This is a genomic window from uncultured Mediterranea sp., from assembly GCF_902493215.1.
Classification (GTDB): domain Bacteria; phylum Bacteroidota; class Bacteroidia; order Bacteroidales; family Bacteroidaceae; genus Bacteroides.
Genome location: NZ_CABUOL010000001.1, coordinates 39,912 through 55,560, shown reverse-complemented (window position 1 = coordinate 55,560; position 15,649 = coordinate 39,912). Strand labels below are relative to the sequence as shown.

Sequence of the window (15,649 nt, the reverse complement as noted above, 5' to 3'; positions counted from 1 at the left end):
TTTATATCTTGATGTATATTTTCCTTTTATATAATTGGTAGCCGATGCACCAGTTGATGGCGACAAATATCAGGGCATAGGCCAACGAGCCGCCGGTATCTCCGAAGAGCGGCTGCATCATCTTGTCGTAGAGCAATCCGTGGATGGAAATGCTTCCGTCAGCCCAGGGCAGGCGGATGCAACCAAACAGGATGCTCAGCACACCTCCCAGTACGTACATGAACAGCGGGTTCACACCGAACGACTCGAAGAACAGACTCCAGCGCTTGTAGCCTTTTACGTCGATAATCCAGATGAGCAGGGCCAGCAGACTGGAGGCCAGACCACAGGTGGTAAGCACGAAGGTGGGCGACCATATCTTCTTGTTGAGCGGGCATCCGTAACTCAGCAGCAGGCCGCTGAAGGTAAGGATGGTGCCTGTCAGGAACAGCTTGACGAGGTGTGACTGGAGCACTTCCTCACGGCTGCGGCTGGCGGCATTCTTGTCGCCCAGCATCATGCGGCCTACGCAGAAGCCCAGCAGCACGTGGGCGATGGAAGGAATGGTGCTCAGCAGGCCCTCGGGATCGATACCGTTGTCCTTGTACATGTGGGCAGGTGTCAGGATGGCGCGGTCCACGACGGACAGGATGTTGGTTTCGTTGTAGGCAAAGCCGTTGCCTGCCATCAGCAGGATGAAGTAGCCCGCGAGGAGCGTGGCGATGAGGTAGGGAATGCGGCTGTGCTTCATCGTGAGAGCCACGATGGAAGCGGCGCAGTAGCACAGAGCCAGGCGTTGCATGACGCCCAGGATACGCATGCGGTCGAACGTCCATACCGATGCCCACAGATTCTGCCCGAAACTCTGGTCGTCGGGAGCAGATGCCCAGTAGTAGCAGAAGCGTGAGAACCAGCCGATGGCCATGCCGATGACGAAGATGACGACGGTGCGCCGCAGAATCTTCCGGAGGGTGGCATGGCTGTAGGCGAAGTCATACTTCTTCAGTGAGATATAGGTGGAGATGCCCATGATGAACATGAAGAAGGGGAACACCAGGTCTGTCGGTGTCAGCCCGTTCCATTCGGCATGACGTAGGGGAGCGTAGATGTGTCCCCATGAACCGGGATTGTTCACCAGAATCATGCCGGCGATGGTGATGCCCCGCAGAATGTCGAGGGCAAGGATACGTTTGCTGTTGGTTTGCGGTTTGTTCATATCGGTTATTCCTCCTTTCTGTCATTAGCGGTTGTACATTCATCCACCAGGTAGGCTATCGATACGTAGGGGATACCCGAGTTGGTGGTGAGGCCTATCTCGCACGTGCGGCTGTTGCTGTAGCCTATCTGGATGTTCCGTTCTTCAATCTGCGGGCGGAGCTTGCGCAGGGCATAGGCGTTCAGTTCGGGATGCGTGAAACCACGGTCGCCCGCAAAGCCGCAACAGCCCACCTCTTCGGGTACGAACACCTGTGTGGAGCACAGACGGGCCAGAGCGATGAGCGTGTTGGCCAGTCCCATCTTGCGCATGGAGCACGTGATGTGCAGGGCCACGGGACGGTCGACAGGCTTGAATACGAGGCGGGGACGCAGGAAGGTGTAGATGAACTCGGCCGGTTCGTAGAGCTTCATGCGACGGATGGTTTCGCGCATGCGGTGCAGGCAGGGACTTTGGTCGCAGAGCACAGGGTAACGTCCCTGTTCGCTGGCTTCCCACAGGGCCTCTTCCAGTTCATGCGTTTTGCGGTCGGCTATGTCTATCATGCCTTTGCTTTCCCAGATGGTACCACAGCACAGCTTCTCCATGTCCTTGGGGAAGATGACCTGATAGCCTGCCTTGTGGAGCAGGGCTACCATCTTGTTGACCAGCGCCTGCTCGACGGGCGACTTGCGTGCCAGCCCCATGGTCTGGTTGATGCAGCTGGGGAAGTACACTACTTTCAGTGGATCAGCTTGGGCGGAGGACGAAGAATGGGAGGTTACATCTTGTGGATTCTTCATTTTAAAAGCCTTCGGCATTGCCGGTGTCCATTGCGGGATACCAAGCAAGTTGTGCATGCCTCGGGTCAGTTTGCTCATGATGGCGGTGCCCAATGCGGCATGGGCAGTGTCGGCCAGGGTGAGTACGGGGCGCAGGGCGCTCTTGATGCCGGCGAAGTGGCGGGCAGCATAGTCGCCGGCCTTGTAGCCCGTACTGCCGGGGGGCAGGAGACGTTGGCGTACGAGGTGGGTCAGGTCGCCTGTGTTGATGCCCATGGGGCAGGACAGGGAGCAGAGCCCGTCGCCTGCGCAGGTCTGGTTGCCCAGGTAGTGGTACTGCTTTTCCAGCAGGGCAAGGCGTTCGGGATCGTTGCCTTCCTGGCGCAGGCGGGCCAGTTCGCGCTGGATGACGATGCGCTGGCGCGATGAGAGGGTGAAGCCACACGACAGGCAGTTCACTTCGCAGAAGCCGCACTCAATACAGCGGTTAATCTTATTTAATGTAGAATGAAGAGTGAAGAATGAAGAATCTCCTTGTGTACGCTTGTCTTCACTTCCTTTATTCTTCATTCTTACCTCTTCATTTAGCAGCGGCAGCGGCTTGAAGTACTTCAGGTGACATTTGGGGTCGTCGTTGAAGATGACACCGGGGTTGAGCAGTCCTTTCGGGTCGAAGAGATGCTTCACGGCTTTCATCACCTCGTAGGCCTCGTCGCCCCATTCGTATCGGACGTAGGGAGCCATGTTGCGACCCGTACCGTGCTCAGCTTTCAGGGAGCCGTCGTACTTGTCCACCACCAGTGTCTTGACGTCCTCCATCAGTGCCTCGTAGCGGTCCACTTCGGCTTGGGTGGAGAAGCTTTGGTTGAGGATGAAGTGGTAGTTTCCTTCCAGGGCATGGCCGTAGATACAGGCATCGTCGTAGCCGTGGCGGGCGATGAGGGCCTGCAGGTCGGCGGTGGCTTCGGGCAGGTCTTCGATGTGGAAGGCCACGTCTTCGATGAGGCAGGTCGTGCCGGGACGGCGCGTACCTCCCACACTGGGGAAGATGCCCGAGCGGATGGCCCAATACTTGCCATACTCTGCCGGATTGTCGGTGAAGTGTACGGGTATGTAGGTATGGAAGGCCGAGAGGGTTTGCACAATGGCAGCAATGCGGGTCTTCAGCTCTTCGGGTGTGCGGGCCTTGGTCTCGGTCAGTACGGCAGTGAGACCTGACGGGTCTGTGGCTTCTCCTTTATACTTTATATATATGGGGTCGTCCACGGACGACAGACTCTTGTAGTCCAGCAGTTCGGCACCTTTCACAATCCATTCTTCTTTCGGGTCGGTCAGCTTTTTCATGGCTACCACGGCCCGGCACGCCTCACGGATGTCTGTGAAGTAAACCATTGCGCTGGCCTTGTAGGGATAGTCGTACTCGGTGCGCATGGTCACCTGCGAGAGGAAGGCCAGGGTGCCTTCGCTGCCCACCATCAGGTGGGCGATGATGTCGAACGGGTCGTCAAAAGTAATGAAAGGCAACAGATTAAGGCCCGTGACATTCTTGATGGCATACTTGTAGCGGATGCGCTCCAGCAGTTTGGAGTTGGCGTGGATACGTTCGCGCAGGTGGCAGATGTTGCGGATGAAGTCGCGATGGGTCACCTCGAAGGAGGTGCGACTCACAGGGTCGGCTGTGTCGAGTACCGTGCCGTCGGTCAGGACGATACGTGCCGAGAGCATCACGCGGTCGCTGTTGGCATGCGTACCGCAGTTCATGCCCGAGGCATTGTTCATCACGATGCCGCCTACCATGGCGCTCTTCACCGAGGCGGGGTCGGGGGCAAACTTCCGTCCGTAGGGAGCCAGCAACTCATTGACGCGTTGCCCCACGATGCCCGGCTGCAGGGTAATCTGGCTACCGTCGGGGCTGATGGAGTATTGTTCCCAGTGCTTGCCGGCCACGATGAGGATGGAGTCGCTGATGGCCTGACCTGACAGGCTTGTACCCGCGGCACGGAAGGTGACCGGCAGGTTCAGACGGTCGGCTAGGCGGAGCAGCTTGGCTACTTCGTCCTCGCCGTCCGAACGGACGACAATCTGCGGGATGAGGCGGTAGAAGCCCGCGTCTGTGCCCCAGGCCAGACGCCGCAGTTCGTCGGTATAGATGCGTTCCTGTGGGATGAAACGCGAGGCTTCGTGCAGAAACGACAGATAAGGTTCTTTCATATTATTGTCTTTTTGGACTTATCGATACAAATAATATTTCGTGGATATTCGGCGGAAGTTCTCCACGTCTTTCTCCCAGTAGGGCCGGATGTCTTCCCAGCGATTGGCCTTCGTGAAGCGTTCGCGTATCTGGTGCGAACCGCACACCTTGTCGAACATCGCGAAGCGGCCCTTGTCGGCATGGTCGAAGACGGCGCGTTCGGGCCACAGGCGGGCCACTTCCTGCATCACGAGGAACTGCAGGGGACTGAGCGGCGCGCGGGCGTAGTCGGTGATGTGCACCTGTACGCCTTGCAGCTGTTCACCCTTGCCCACGCTGTAGAAGGGCTTCAGGTAGATGGGGCGGAAGATGATGCCGGGCACGTGCAAATCGTTCAGTGCGTCGGCCAGCTTGTCAGCTTCGGCCCAGGAAGCGGCGAACATCTGGAAGGGGATGGTGTAGCCCACGCCGATGGACATGTAGCCCAGTTCGCCCAGGATACCGCTCACGGGGTAGAAGAAGGCCGAGTGAGGGTGCGGAATGTGGGGCGACGAGGGTATCCATTGCAGGCCCGTGGCCGTGTAGTCCATGCGACGCTTCCAGCCCTTCATCTTGATGACTGTCAGCTTGCATTGCACGCCGCCTGTCAACATCCGCTCGCCGTTGAGCAGCAAAGCCAGCTCGCCGCAGGTCAGACCGTAAACGTAGGGTATCTTGAACTGGCTGACGAAGGAGATGCAATCGTCCTCCGTCAGGTTACCTTCTACTTTCAGTCCACCCAGCGGGTTGGGGCGGTCCAGCACGATGAGTTCCTTACCATTCTCAGCGGCAGCCTCCATCGCCAGTCCCAGGGTGCTGATGTAGGTGAACGAGCGGCAGCCGATGTCCTGGATGTCATACACCAGTACATCGACGTCCTTCAGCATTTCGGGCGTGGCTTTGCGCGTCTTGCCGTAGAGCGAATAGACGGGCAGGCCGGTGGCAGGGTCGCGCTGGTCTGCTACGTGGTCGCCGGCATGTACGTCTCCGCGCACGCCGTGTTCCGGTCCGTAGAGAACCACGAGGTTGACGTTCGGCGCTTCATGCAGGATGTCGATGGTAGAGCGCAGTTCGTTGTCTACGCCCGTGGGGTTGGTGATGAGGCCCACACGCTTGCCCTCCAGGCAGCGGAAGTTCTGTGCCTTCAGCACCTCGATGCCCGTCTTGATACGTATCTTCTGGGCCTGTGCACTGAGAGAAAGGCACAGGAAGAGGAACAGGAGAGTTTTCTCAAGTCCTGTGCCGGATGTAAGTATATTCTTTCTGTTCATGGTCGTTCTATCTATATAGTCTGTCTTCATATCTTTCCATACTCCGGGTCAATCTTCCTGTCCACGAAGAAAGTAACGATGACCGTGGCAATGCAGCACACCATTACCAGCCAGAAGAAGTCCGTGTATCCGATAGCCTCCTGAATATATCCGGCGAACATGCCTGGTATCATCATGCTCAGTGCCATGAAGGCCGTGCAGATGGCGTAGTGCGATGTCTTGAACTCACCTTCGGAGAAGTACATCATGTAGAGCATGTAGGCTGTGAAGCCGAAGCCATAGCCGAACTGCTCGATGGCGATGGCGGTGGAGATGATGACTACGTTGTCGGGCTGGGCGATGGCCAGATAGACAAACGTCAGACACGGCAGGGTCATGCAGCCGGCCATCCACCAGATGGATTTCTTCAGACCGAGGCGTGAGGCGAACAGACCGCCCAGAATACCGCCCAAGGTGAGGAAGATGACTCCGATGGTACCATATACGATGCCTACTTCGGCAGTGGAGAGTTCGAGTCCGCCCGACGCCTTGGAGGCTACGAGGAAGGGCATGCACATCTTGATCAGGAACGCTTCCGGAAGGCGGTAGAGCAGCATGAATACGATGGCCAGCAGTACACCCGGCTTGGTGAAGTAGGTGGCGAAGGTACGCCCGAACTCTCGGAAGATGGCTTTGGCACTGACGGTTCCGGCTGCCAGTGTGGGCTTGTCGGAAGCGGGTTTGGGCACCACGAAGATGTGGTAGAATGTCACCAGACTGAACAGGACGGCGGTGACGAGCATCGTGATGGTCCACGACAGCGGGATGTCTTTCGTCTTCAGCTCGATGGCACCGGCAATGGCTACGAGCACGCCCTGACCGAAGATGGAAGCCAGTCGGTAGAACGTGCTTCGGATGCCTACGAAGGCGGCCTGGTCGCTCTGCTTCAGCGCCAGCATGTAGAAACCGTCGGCAGCAATGTCATGGGTTGCCGAGGCGAAGGCCGTGATGATGAACAGGATCAGCGTGAAGGTGAACAGGCTGATGGGTGTTGTGCCCGCGGCAATGTCTGTTTCCTCCGGCCTTGGGATGGCCAGCGTCAGCAGGATGAAGGCGACGGACATCAGTACCTGCATAGCTATTGTCCACCAACGCTTAGTCCGGATGATGTCCACGAACGGGCTCCAGAAGGGTTTGATGGTCCACGGCAGGTAGAGCAGGCTGGTAAACAAAGCCATTTCTCCATTAGGGACACCCATCTTGGTGAACATCATTACGGAGATGTTGTTCACGATGAAATAGGGAATACCTTGGGCGAAGTACAGGGTGGGAACCCATAGCCAGGGATTGATATTCTTTGTCTGTTGGTTCATGATCCGTATGTTTGTCTGTTTATGAATAAATCTTCTCTATATTGGCTCCGATGTAGTAGTGCAGCAGGATTTCGTCATACTTGTAACCCTGCTCGCCCATGACGGCAGCGCCTATCTGACAGAGGCCTACACCGTGTCCCCAGCCGGCTCCGATGAGGGTAAATCGTGCGGGGATACCTTCTGGAGAGAGATCGTGCTTGTCCACTACAAAAGCCGAACTGTAAAGGTGCGAGGACGACAGCGTACGTCGTATTTCCAACTCCTTGCCAATGGTCAGGGTACGTTTGGTGCCAACAATCTTCAGTTTCCACAGACGGCCGCTGGTACCGCGGGCCACGGGTATGAGGTCAATAATCTGTCCGTAGTCCACTCCCGAACGTTTGAGGATAAGAGCCGCTAACTCTTCCTGTGTGTACTCAACCCGCCAGCGGTAGAAATCGGTTGTCTCCTGGTCGTAGTTGTTGAGCACCTGTGACAGGATGTGCTTGTCCGTAGTATTACAGAAAGCTTCGGGTGAGGTTCGTATCCAGCGGTCGGCTTCTGCTTCGACGGTTAGATCGGGCAGGGCAGGGTCGGGTACAGAAGTCTGTCCCTGGCGGATGCGGCGGTCGAGCTGCTTGCGCAGGTAAGGGTAGGGCGTGTCTTCCCAGCAGTACTGGAACTCTTCGAAGGCACCACCACAGCACTTGGAGAAGCGGGCGTCACATATCTTGTCTTCTGACATCAGTACCTGTCCGCGCGTAGCCTGAATGGCCTGGCGCACAATATCTGTGGAGGCACGGGTGATGCCTTGGTAGCGTTGGCAGTGGTCGTCGGCACAGACGTCGAAGCGGGTATGATCTTCGCGGTCGAACCATCGGATCAGTTCGTCATCGGTTTGCGTATAGGCCGAGTAGTCTGTATGGTGTGCTTCGATTTCCTTGTTTTTGTTGATTTGGGCCAATAGCCAGCTTCTCGAGATTACTGCATGGGCCTTCAGCAATTCCAGCGAGGCAGTAGCACTCATTTCACTGGAGATGACACTCGTCAGGTAGTCTTCCACACGTATGACGTTGACGGCGGTCAGGTGGTTGTCTTCTACGATGATGCGCAGGGCACCCTGGAAGCGTTGGTTTTCCTTGCGTTCCCAATGGAAGTTGATTCCGATGGTGACACCGTGCAGTTCGAAGGAGGCCGTCTGTTCGTCTTCGGGTTCGAAGAGAAGTTCGTCATAGATGCGGCCTTGCCATAGGATGCGGCCGTGGTCGAAGGTGGCGGTCTGATGACCGTCCATCTTCTGGCCGTTTTGCTGGTAGGGAGTCAGCAATGTAAATTCTATCTGGGGGTCGAATACGATTCCGACTTGTACGTAGGGTTCGTTCATGATATTGTTTCTATTTCTGGTTAATGGATCTTGTTATGGATGCGAGCCTTTACTTGGGCAAAGGCTTCGGGTGAAAGGCATACTTCGCTCAATATTTGTGCCACGTCGTCGGCTGTTATCTTCAGGAAGTCCAGTTCGACGGGAGTAATGAACACACCGCCCAAATCAACGGAAGCGGGACTGCTGAGCAGACGGGCGTCTCCTTCGGCCGTGTAGCAGGCGGGACGGTGCTTGGCACGGGGGAAGACGAAGGCCGTCCAGTGGGTCGACTCGTAGAAGGCCAGGACGTTCATCATCGGTTCTTCGTCGCCTTCGTGCACGGGTAGGGCCTGATAGATGGCCTGGAAGAGGCGGGAGGCCTCGCCGGCATCATCGGTGTTGATGACAAGCGTTGTACGCGGTGCGTCGTTCAGGCTGTAAAGGGTGGCATGAGCGGTTTGCACCACTGTCTCGGCTATTCGCGTGCGCCAGTCGGCCTCAATGGGCATAAAGCCGCGGCTGCCCGCCTGAAAGTGGGCATGGTCGGGGGCAGAGGCACCGCAACGCGGCCCGTTGTAGAAGATGGTGAAGTCTGTCAGTTCCTGGGCCAGCTCCAGCATGTCGGCAAAGCGGTTGGCGATGAGCTGGGGCAAATGGCCGGTCTCGGGCACGGTGAGGTGGCGCGGGAAGATAGGGAATGGGTTTACCAGTATTTCGTAGTGCCCCCGGAAAAGGATGCCTTCCTGTTCGGCAGGCCGGTTGGCGGCACAGAGGAAGCAGCGCCGCTCCTTGATGGACTGGGCATCGACCTTGGCACCGGAGGAGACGATGCGGGCGGGATTGAACTGCACCTTATAGGGTACACCGAGCACGTTCAGTTCCTTTACCCGTACGCCTGAGAGAGCATCGTAGTTCCGGCGCGCCGTTTCCCAGCTGGCTAGTTGTCGGTCCAGCAGGTCGTTTACTTCTTTGTTCATAGGTATGTTGTAACTATTTTTTTACATCTTATATGTTATATGCTATTTCCATCGATAGCTATTTAGAGGAGAATTCATGCTTGTTCAGCGCGATGCGTGCCTGCAACTCCCAGGTGCGGATACGATCCTTGTAAAGGTTGTGCGCATTCATCTTCACTACATCGAGCGAGGCGTCGGAATTGTCGTCCCAGCGGCGGCAAAGGTAAACGACGTCATAGACGCGGCCTATTTGGAAACGGCGCGAGATGTTTAGTCCCAGCGCATAATCTTCGCCGTAGCTGGTGTTGGGCACCTTCACCTCACGCAGCACGGGGGTATAGAAGGCACGTGGTGCTCCCAGACCGTTGATGCGCAGGGCGTTGTTGCGCCCGTTCTCGGGTGTCCATTCGCGGTGGTCGATGATGCCGGGCGGAATCATCTGCATGTCGAAGTTGGTCATCATGTATGTGCCCACTACCATGGCGCAGTTCTGTTCATAGAAGGCGCGCACCATCGTGGCCAGTGTGTGCTCGTCCTTGTAGACGTCATCGCTGTCCAACTGAACGGCAAATTTACCGCAACGGGGGTGGTGTACGCCCAGGTTCCAGCAGCCGCCGATACCCAAGTCGTTCCGCTCGGGAATGATATGAATGAGACGATCATCGTTTGCGAACTCGTCAATGGCTTCGGTCGTTCCGTCGGTCGAATGATTGTCAATGACGATGAGGTTGAACCGGAAGTCGGTCTGTTGTGTCAGCACCGAACGGATGGCATCACGGATGGTGCGGATACGGTTTCGCACGGGGATGATGACCGATGCTTCGTATTCAAAATTGCCACGGTTGAATTCGATGTGTTCGAACTCCGGCTTCAGGTACCCACCCACTTCCTTCAGGTGTTCAGTGCAGGCCGCTTCCATTTCAATCTGGCGGTTGCGGTTCTTCGGATCCACGTAGTCGAATATCTTTTCACCACTGCGGCGGGTATCATTCTCTACTTCAGTATAGAGATATTCGTTGATGTGCACCAGTTCGTATTGTTGTGACAGTTTGAGGCGCAGGTCGTAGAGCCCGGCGAACTGGTAATCGGCCTTCATACGTGAGGCAGTTTCCTTCAAGGCATCGGTACGTAACAGAAGAACGGAACCGAAGTCGAAATCATCGCGTAACGAACCTTGCTGGTAGTCGATGACGGGTGCGATGCTCTGCTGGCCTCCCTTAAGTTGGTAGTGGTCGGCATAAACCATACCTGCACCGCTGTCTTCCAGAATATGTACCATGCGTTCCAGAGCAAACATACCCAGATTGAGGATGGTATCCTTGGTGTAAAGTAGGGTGTAAGGTGCTTCGGCCTGTGCGGCGATAGTTTTCAGGCTTTGGCTTCCAAAAGGATTGGAAGCAGATATGAAGCCGCAACCTTCAAGTCGGTTGGCAGGTGTCTCGGAACCGAAGAGGGTGATTTGTGCGACCTGGCCTGTGGCTTGCAGGCCTTTAACGGTTTGCTTTATGTCATTGTTTCCTGTGTAAAGGAGGTAGCAATCAATTCTTTCCATGGTTGTTATAGTTTAATGATAATTATTTCTGTTTCTTATCCTGTAGTAACGTGATGGTTCCATCCGTACTGCTTACGAGTAATGAACCGTGTTTCAAAGGAACCACGGTATTGACAAGCGAGTTACCCACTTTATGCTGCCAACGCAGGTGACCGGTACGTCCGTCCAGAGCACATACCACTCCGTCGTTGGTGCTGGTATAGACGATGCCGTCTTGCTCAGGCAGCATGCAGGGGGCGTGTTCATAACCGAAACCGGCATCGGTGGCCCATATTTGGCTGGCTTCCTGTTTTTGGGCCGCATAACAGACGATGCTGTCGTTCATGGTCTTGGCGTAGATGCGTTGACCGTCTTCAGATAGACCGATGCTTTCGCGTACCTGCGATTGGAAGGTGCGCCACACGGTCTGCCCAGTGAGGAGGTCGATAGCTGTCAGGGCACGTTTGGGGTCGGCGATGAACACTTTGTCGTCGGCTGCTACAGGCCATACGGCTGCCGGTGAATAGTGGATGCCTGGCAGGTCGTGTGTCCATTTCCAGCACTCACGGCCTGTCTGTTGGTCGAGGGCGTAAAGTGTATTGTCCCATGCACCAAATATCACTTTACCGCCTGCCAGTAACGGGCGTGTTTCGATGTAACCTTTCACGCCGGTATAGGCCCAAATCAACTTTCCGTTTTTCAGGTTGATGGCTCGGAAAGTATGGTCGCTGGCACCAATGTAGGCCGTGCCGTCTGCGATGGCTACGGCTCCCAGCACGGGAGCTGACGCTTTGAGTGTCCAAAGCAGCTTGCCGTCCATGGAACTTACGCCGTAAATGTGTTTGTCGGCCGAACCGAATACTACCACACCGTCTGCCACGGCAGGAGTGCCCACAATGCGCTTTTCGGCGGCGAAACTCCATAGGCGTTTACCTTTCTTCAGGCTGTAGGCGGTCAGATTGCCCAAATCATCGGCAACAAATACCCGTTCACCATCTGTGGCTGGCGAGCAGTAGATGCCTACGCCTGTCTGTACCGTCCAAACTGCTTTTACTTGTGGGTAATCCTGGTTGATGGAATAGTCAGGGTATTGTTCTGCTTTGCCCTGATGGTCATAATAAGTATGAGTGAGTGAATAAGAGGCCCATTGCTTTTGGGGCTCACCTATACGCTGAGTATAAACGCGGATGGAATCCGGGCCGACTTCATAGATACCATAGCCTGGTTTGCCATCAGAGTCACGCAGATTGCTGCGCATCAAGATACCAGGAATGCCGTCATAGCTCAGTTGGCGGTTGCGGTGGTAGTGCCCTCCAATGAAGAGCCGTACGTTGTAGGGGCGCACAGCGTCGGTTACGTCATACCAGTTGTCCACATCACCTTCCAGCATGGGATAGTGGGTAACGAGGATGATGGGTGTGTCTTTGTCTGCCTTTTCAATCTCGGCAGTCATCCATTCGATATCTTGCGGCACTACGTGTCCGTAGGCCATACGCATTAACGGTCCCGAATTGAACCCCAGAAAGAGGAAACCTTTGTGCATGAAACTGAAACGCTCGTTACCGTATATCTCTGAAAAGGCGGTGCAACCCGATTCGCTCCATTTCGTTTCATGATTGCCCAATATAACGTGGTAGGGCACTTTCAAGAGGTCGAGACATGATTTGACGTGCTCCATGCACGTGCGGTCTCCGTTGTCTGTCAGGTCACCCGTTACCAACACAAAATCGATACTGTCCGTTGCATTGATTTGTGCGACGGATCGTAACAGGTCTTCCGTTGGATTGGGATTGCCTGGTGAAAAATGGATATCTGTCAGTTGAACAAAGCGGAAACGCTCCTGCTGTGCTTGCATATTCTTTGGGAATAGAAGCAACAGCAGGATACTGATGTATAACTGAAATCTGGAAATGGTTGGAATCATGGTTTTAGTTGTTTGTTGTATTAAAGAATTGCAGGATGTTATCCATCAGTTCGTTTCTCTCTTCTTCAGTACGGATTGTCTCGAACGGAAAACCAAGTACAATGGTCTTGTATGAACCCCGATAGGCTATGCCTGCGCTAAGATTGTTTTCTGTATAACGCATGATGGTATAGGCGCCTTTTGTCGGCTCGATGGCATCGGGCGATTCGACAGCATACGATTCGGTATTCAGTTCATTATGGTATGTATAGTTACCTTTGAGAATTTCGAAAGGTGAAGGTACGCTTTTGACTTGGCCACAACGAGCGGCTTGACCGACACGCCAGCTGTATTTCAATACATCGGTTGCAAATTTCCGGTCGGCTTCCAGTGAAGGTGCCAGACGGTTGTCCCACAAATCCGTACCGACATAAGCACCCGATACGAACAGATTGCCGCCTTGTGTACAATAATCGGTCAGGGCATGCTGTAGGGCGGGACTGAAGGTCTTGTATTCCAATGGCTTGACTCCCCGTCCTATTTTGGTCTGGCATTCCTTGCCAAGGATGAGATCGGCATAAGCATAATCGTTTAATGAAACTTGTCGGTCTTCAACTGCTTCGTCGCTGCACGATACAAACGAATAGCCTGCTTTCAGTATCGCTGAACCGTGTAGGGCCGGATAGTCGAATGTGTTTCCTGCTATCACTTTTGTCTCATAGTCGCCGTAACTGTCGCCGAATCCGGATGCATCGTCGTCCATCCAGGGAATGGATCGGCGAAATTCTTTCATGGAGCCTACGTAACTAATATCTTCTATATAAGGTACTCCATGGTCGAGGTTGTCCCAAAAACCGGCCAGCAGAGTGTCGGCGGGAGCAGGTGCCACGAAATCGGCGGGGGCACTGACGCGGTCGAAGCCGTTGACTACGAGTACACATCCTTTGCTGTTGAAGGCACGTCCGGCAGAAAGAATTTCGGATGGGAAACTTTCACCACCCTTGTTGACTGCTGTCACTTTGTAGCTACATACCACTCCGGCAGGCAACTGAGCGCGATAGCTATTGTTTTTTACCAACACCCCATTGTCGAAGTCACCGTTTCCGATACGGGTGTAGACGATGTATTGTTCGGGTTGTGCTGTCGGTTCGAGCGGGTCGGATACGGGTTCCCACGATAGTTCGATTTCATTTTCGCTGGTCATTTTTAGTGAGAGGTGGTCAACAGGGAGTGGCTGTACAATGTGGTCTGTTCCACTTATCGAACTGATGAACTGAAGCATGCCTTTATATATGGCACGGCTGACCGTGAAACGGAAGCGCGGGTCGAGTCCGTATCGCATGTCGGCAAAATTCTGATGCGAAAGCATCTCGAGCAGCATGGTGGGTACGCGGGGTACACGTGCTTCGAAATAGGATTTGTTCCACATGCCTCGACGGCTCCAATCCGGCTCATACAAGGAACGGATATCGCGTACGATATTCGACTGTATCAGGTCGGTCAGGTCGCGGGCCAGGTAGCGGGAAACTCCGTTAGCATATTTACCTCCATAAACGTCGGTATAATAGATACCCAGCGTGCCGATGATGGAATCGTTGAGGGTGGTGCCGGCATCAGAATGGAAGGCAAAAGCCAGATCAATGGGAATGTTCAGGCCTTTCTCGTCGGGATTGACGGAGGAACCGCCTGCGAGATAGTTCACCCAGATACCACGGCACTTGTAATCGTCGGTATAGTCATTCTTTCCCTGACTCTCTGAATAGATGCTGTCGGGGATGCCTGCCCATTGCAGCCAGTAGCGTGCGGCTTCACAGAAACGGGGGTATGTACTGGTTTGAGGTTGACTGTAATTATCGAATATACTGGGTGCTGAAGCGTCGACAGGCTGCAGGTTGCGCTTGTCTGAGCTTTTCAGATTTTCGGTTGTACCTTGAGGCGAACGGCTGCGGGCGATGTTTCCCATACCTCCGCCTATCTTGACGGCGTCGGCGGTTATGATTCGTCCTGCTTTGTCCGAGCGGTTGTTCAAGGTAACCTTACAGCTGTTGTTGCGTCCCTTATCGAAGCTGAATGTACCCAGATAAATCCACGTTCCTCCGCCCATCGTTTGATTGACGCTGAATTCTGTCTTTCCGCCACGGTGGTAGACGGTATATCGGGCATCTTCCGTGCTGTTGGGCAGAGAACGGTAAGATACATAGACGGCATATCGGCCGCTTTCTGGAATTTCTGGTATCCATTCGGCTATGCTTTCTTTTCCTTTTCGGATGGTTTCGGTCTGACGGTAGGTCCCTTCCAAAAAAGGATTTTCAAAATCTTTGTAGATGTAGCGCTGGTGTGCAAAGCCTTGTCCGTCACCATTCTGCCACGGACGGTCGGCATCGCTTTCTATGTATAAGGAGCTTCCCTTCAGATTTCCGTCATTGTCCACTATCACTTCGTGAGTTTGTGTATCGCGTTCGCGAGGAAGCAGAACATTGGCACCGGCATTTTCGAGCATAGGTACAAGAAAGGGCAGGACATAACTTTGGGTGTAGAGGTCTTCCACTGTCTGTAGAAGACGGGCACGTTGCCATTCCCAACGGTCGAGTTTGGCTTCATAATAATAGCCGTGGCTTTGCCACAGGGCGATGTGGCGGTTGTTCAATCCTCGGGTAGGTGCATAGGGCAAAGATTTTTTGCTGGTTAGGGGAATATTTTTCCCTAATTGGGGAAAAACTGCTTTCCTGTCCTTCTTGCTTCGGAGGGCCAACGGAATCTGTTCTTCAATGCTCCGTCCGTTGGTACGGATTTCGAGCCGATAACCTTCCCATTCGGCAGGAAGCATCGATTTTACCGTCCGATAAATCTCGTCCACATTGTCTTCACGGAAAGGAATGTAAGAACAGTTGGTGTTGGCAAACAGTTGGAGGGTCTTTCCTTCGGTTGCGACAGAATCGATACTGATCGGACCGATGGATACCTCTCGGCTGGCCACACAATCCAGATACTTGCCAATCCTTTGGTAAAGGTCTGTAGGAAGCTCTTGCGCGTATCCTGCAAAGGGAAGCATGGGCATGATGAGCAATGCCCTCCAAAAGTGATGTCTTGCGTACATATCGTTTTCGA

9 protein-coding genes are annotated in these 15,649 nt (G+C 54.4%); all 9 read right to left on the bottom strand.

What is annotated here, in order from left to right; genetic code table 11:
- Nucleotide 1: 1 nt before the first annotated feature.
- The 9 genes from RDO88_RS00205 to RDO88_RS00165 all read right to left on the bottom strand — a co-directional run bounded on the left by RDO88_RS00205 (nucleotide 2) and on the right by RDO88_RS00165 (nucleotide 15,638).
- The gene (locus tag RDO88_RS00205) at nucleotides 2-1,195 is read right to left on the bottom strand and encodes a heparan-alpha-glucosaminide N-acetyltransferase domain-containing protein (RefSeq protein WP_307757431.1); all 1,194 of its coding nucleotides are present in this window, start codon (nucleotides 1,193-1,195) and stop codon (nucleotides 2-4) included.
- 5 nt (nucleotides 1,196-1,200) lie between these two features.
- A complete protein-coding gene (locus RDO88_RS00200; RefSeq protein WP_307757430.1) occupies nucleotides 1,201-4,167 on the bottom strand; it encodes an FAD-linked oxidase C-terminal domain-containing protein in 2,967 nt (988 codons plus the stop codon).
- Nucleotides 4,168-4,185: 18 nt separating this feature from the next.
- A complete protein-coding gene (locus tag RDO88_RS00195; protein WP_307757622.1) occupies nucleotides 4,186-5,457 on the bottom strand; it encodes a DUF1343 domain-containing protein in 1,272 nt (423 codons plus the stop codon).
- A 26-nt stretch (nucleotides 5,458-5,483) separates the two neighbouring features.
- Entirely contained in the window at nucleotides 5,484-6,809 is a 1,326-nt protein-coding gene (locus RDO88_RS00190) for an MFS transporter (protein ID WP_307757429.1), read from the bottom strand.
- A 19-nt stretch (nucleotides 6,810-6,828) separates the two neighbouring features.
- A complete protein-coding gene (locus RDO88_RS00185; RefSeq protein ID WP_307757428.1) occupies nucleotides 6,829-8,172 on the bottom strand; it encodes a SpoIID/LytB domain-containing protein in 1,344 nt (447 codons plus the stop codon).
- 20 nt (nucleotides 8,173-8,192) lie between these two features.
- Entirely contained in the window at nucleotides 8,193-9,128 is a 936-nt protein-coding gene (locus RDO88_RS00180; RefSeq protein ID WP_307757427.1) for a DUF4922 domain-containing protein, read from the bottom strand.
- Nucleotides 9,129-9,186: 58 nt separating this feature from the next.
- Nucleotides 9,187-10,659: a glycosyltransferase gene (locus RDO88_RS00175; RefSeq protein WP_307757426.1), complete on the bottom strand. Its 1,473-nt coding sequence runs from the start codon at nucleotides 10,657-10,659 to the stop codon at nucleotides 9,187-9,189.
- Nucleotides 10,660-10,681: 22 nt separating this feature from the next.
- Nucleotides 10,682-12,493 carry a PQQ-binding-like beta-propeller repeat protein gene (locus RDO88_RS00170; RefSeq protein ID WP_307757425.1) on the bottom strand — a complete coding sequence of 604 codons (1,812 nt, stop codon included), beginning with the start codon at nucleotides 12,491-12,493 and terminating at the stop codon, nucleotides 10,682-10,684.
- A 73-nt stretch (nucleotides 12,494-12,566) separates the two neighbouring features.
- Nucleotides 12,567-15,638 (bottom strand): xanthan lyase, encoded by a 3,072-nt coding sequence (locus tag RDO88_RS00165; protein WP_307757424.1) that lies wholly within the window; start codon nucleotides 15,636-15,638, stop codon nucleotides 12,567-12,569.
- Nucleotides 15,639-15,649 lie beyond the last annotated feature (11 nt).

Bases quoted from the DNA above. Each gene is read 5' to 3' on its own strand.
- RDO88_RS00205 (WP_307757431.1), bottom strand. From the start codon at position 1,195: ATGAACAAACCGCAAACCAACAGCAAACGTATCCTTGCCCTCGACATT.
- RDO88_RS00200 (WP_307757430.1), bottom strand. From the start codon at position 4,167: ATGAAAGAACCTTATCTGTCGTTTCTGCACGAAGCCTCGCGTTTCATC.
- RDO88_RS00195 (WP_307757622.1), bottom strand. From the start codon at position 5,457: ATGAACAGAAAGAATATACTTACATCCGGCACAGGACTTGAGAAAACT.
- RDO88_RS00190 (WP_307757429.1), bottom strand. From the start codon at position 6,809: ATGAACCAACAGACAAAGAATATCAATCCCTGGCTATGGGTTCCCACC.
- RDO88_RS00185 (WP_307757428.1), bottom strand. From the start codon at position 8,172: ATGAACGAACCCTACGTACAAGTCGGAATCGTATTCGACCCCCAGATA.
- RDO88_RS00180 (WP_307757427.1), bottom strand. From the start codon at position 9,128: ATGAACAAAGAAGTAAACGACCTGCTGGACCGACAACTAGCCAGCTGG.
- RDO88_RS00175 (WP_307757426.1), bottom strand. From the start codon at position 10,659: ATGGAAAGAATTGATTGCTACCTCCTTTACACAGGAAACAATGACATA.
- RDO88_RS00170 (WP_307757425.1), bottom strand. From the start codon at position 12,493: ATGCAAGCACAGCAGGAGCGTTTCCGCTTTGTTCAACTGACAGATATC.
- RDO88_RS00165 (WP_307757424.1), bottom strand. From the start codon at position 15,638: ATGTACGCAAGACATCACTTTTGGAGGGCATTGCTCATCATGCCCATG.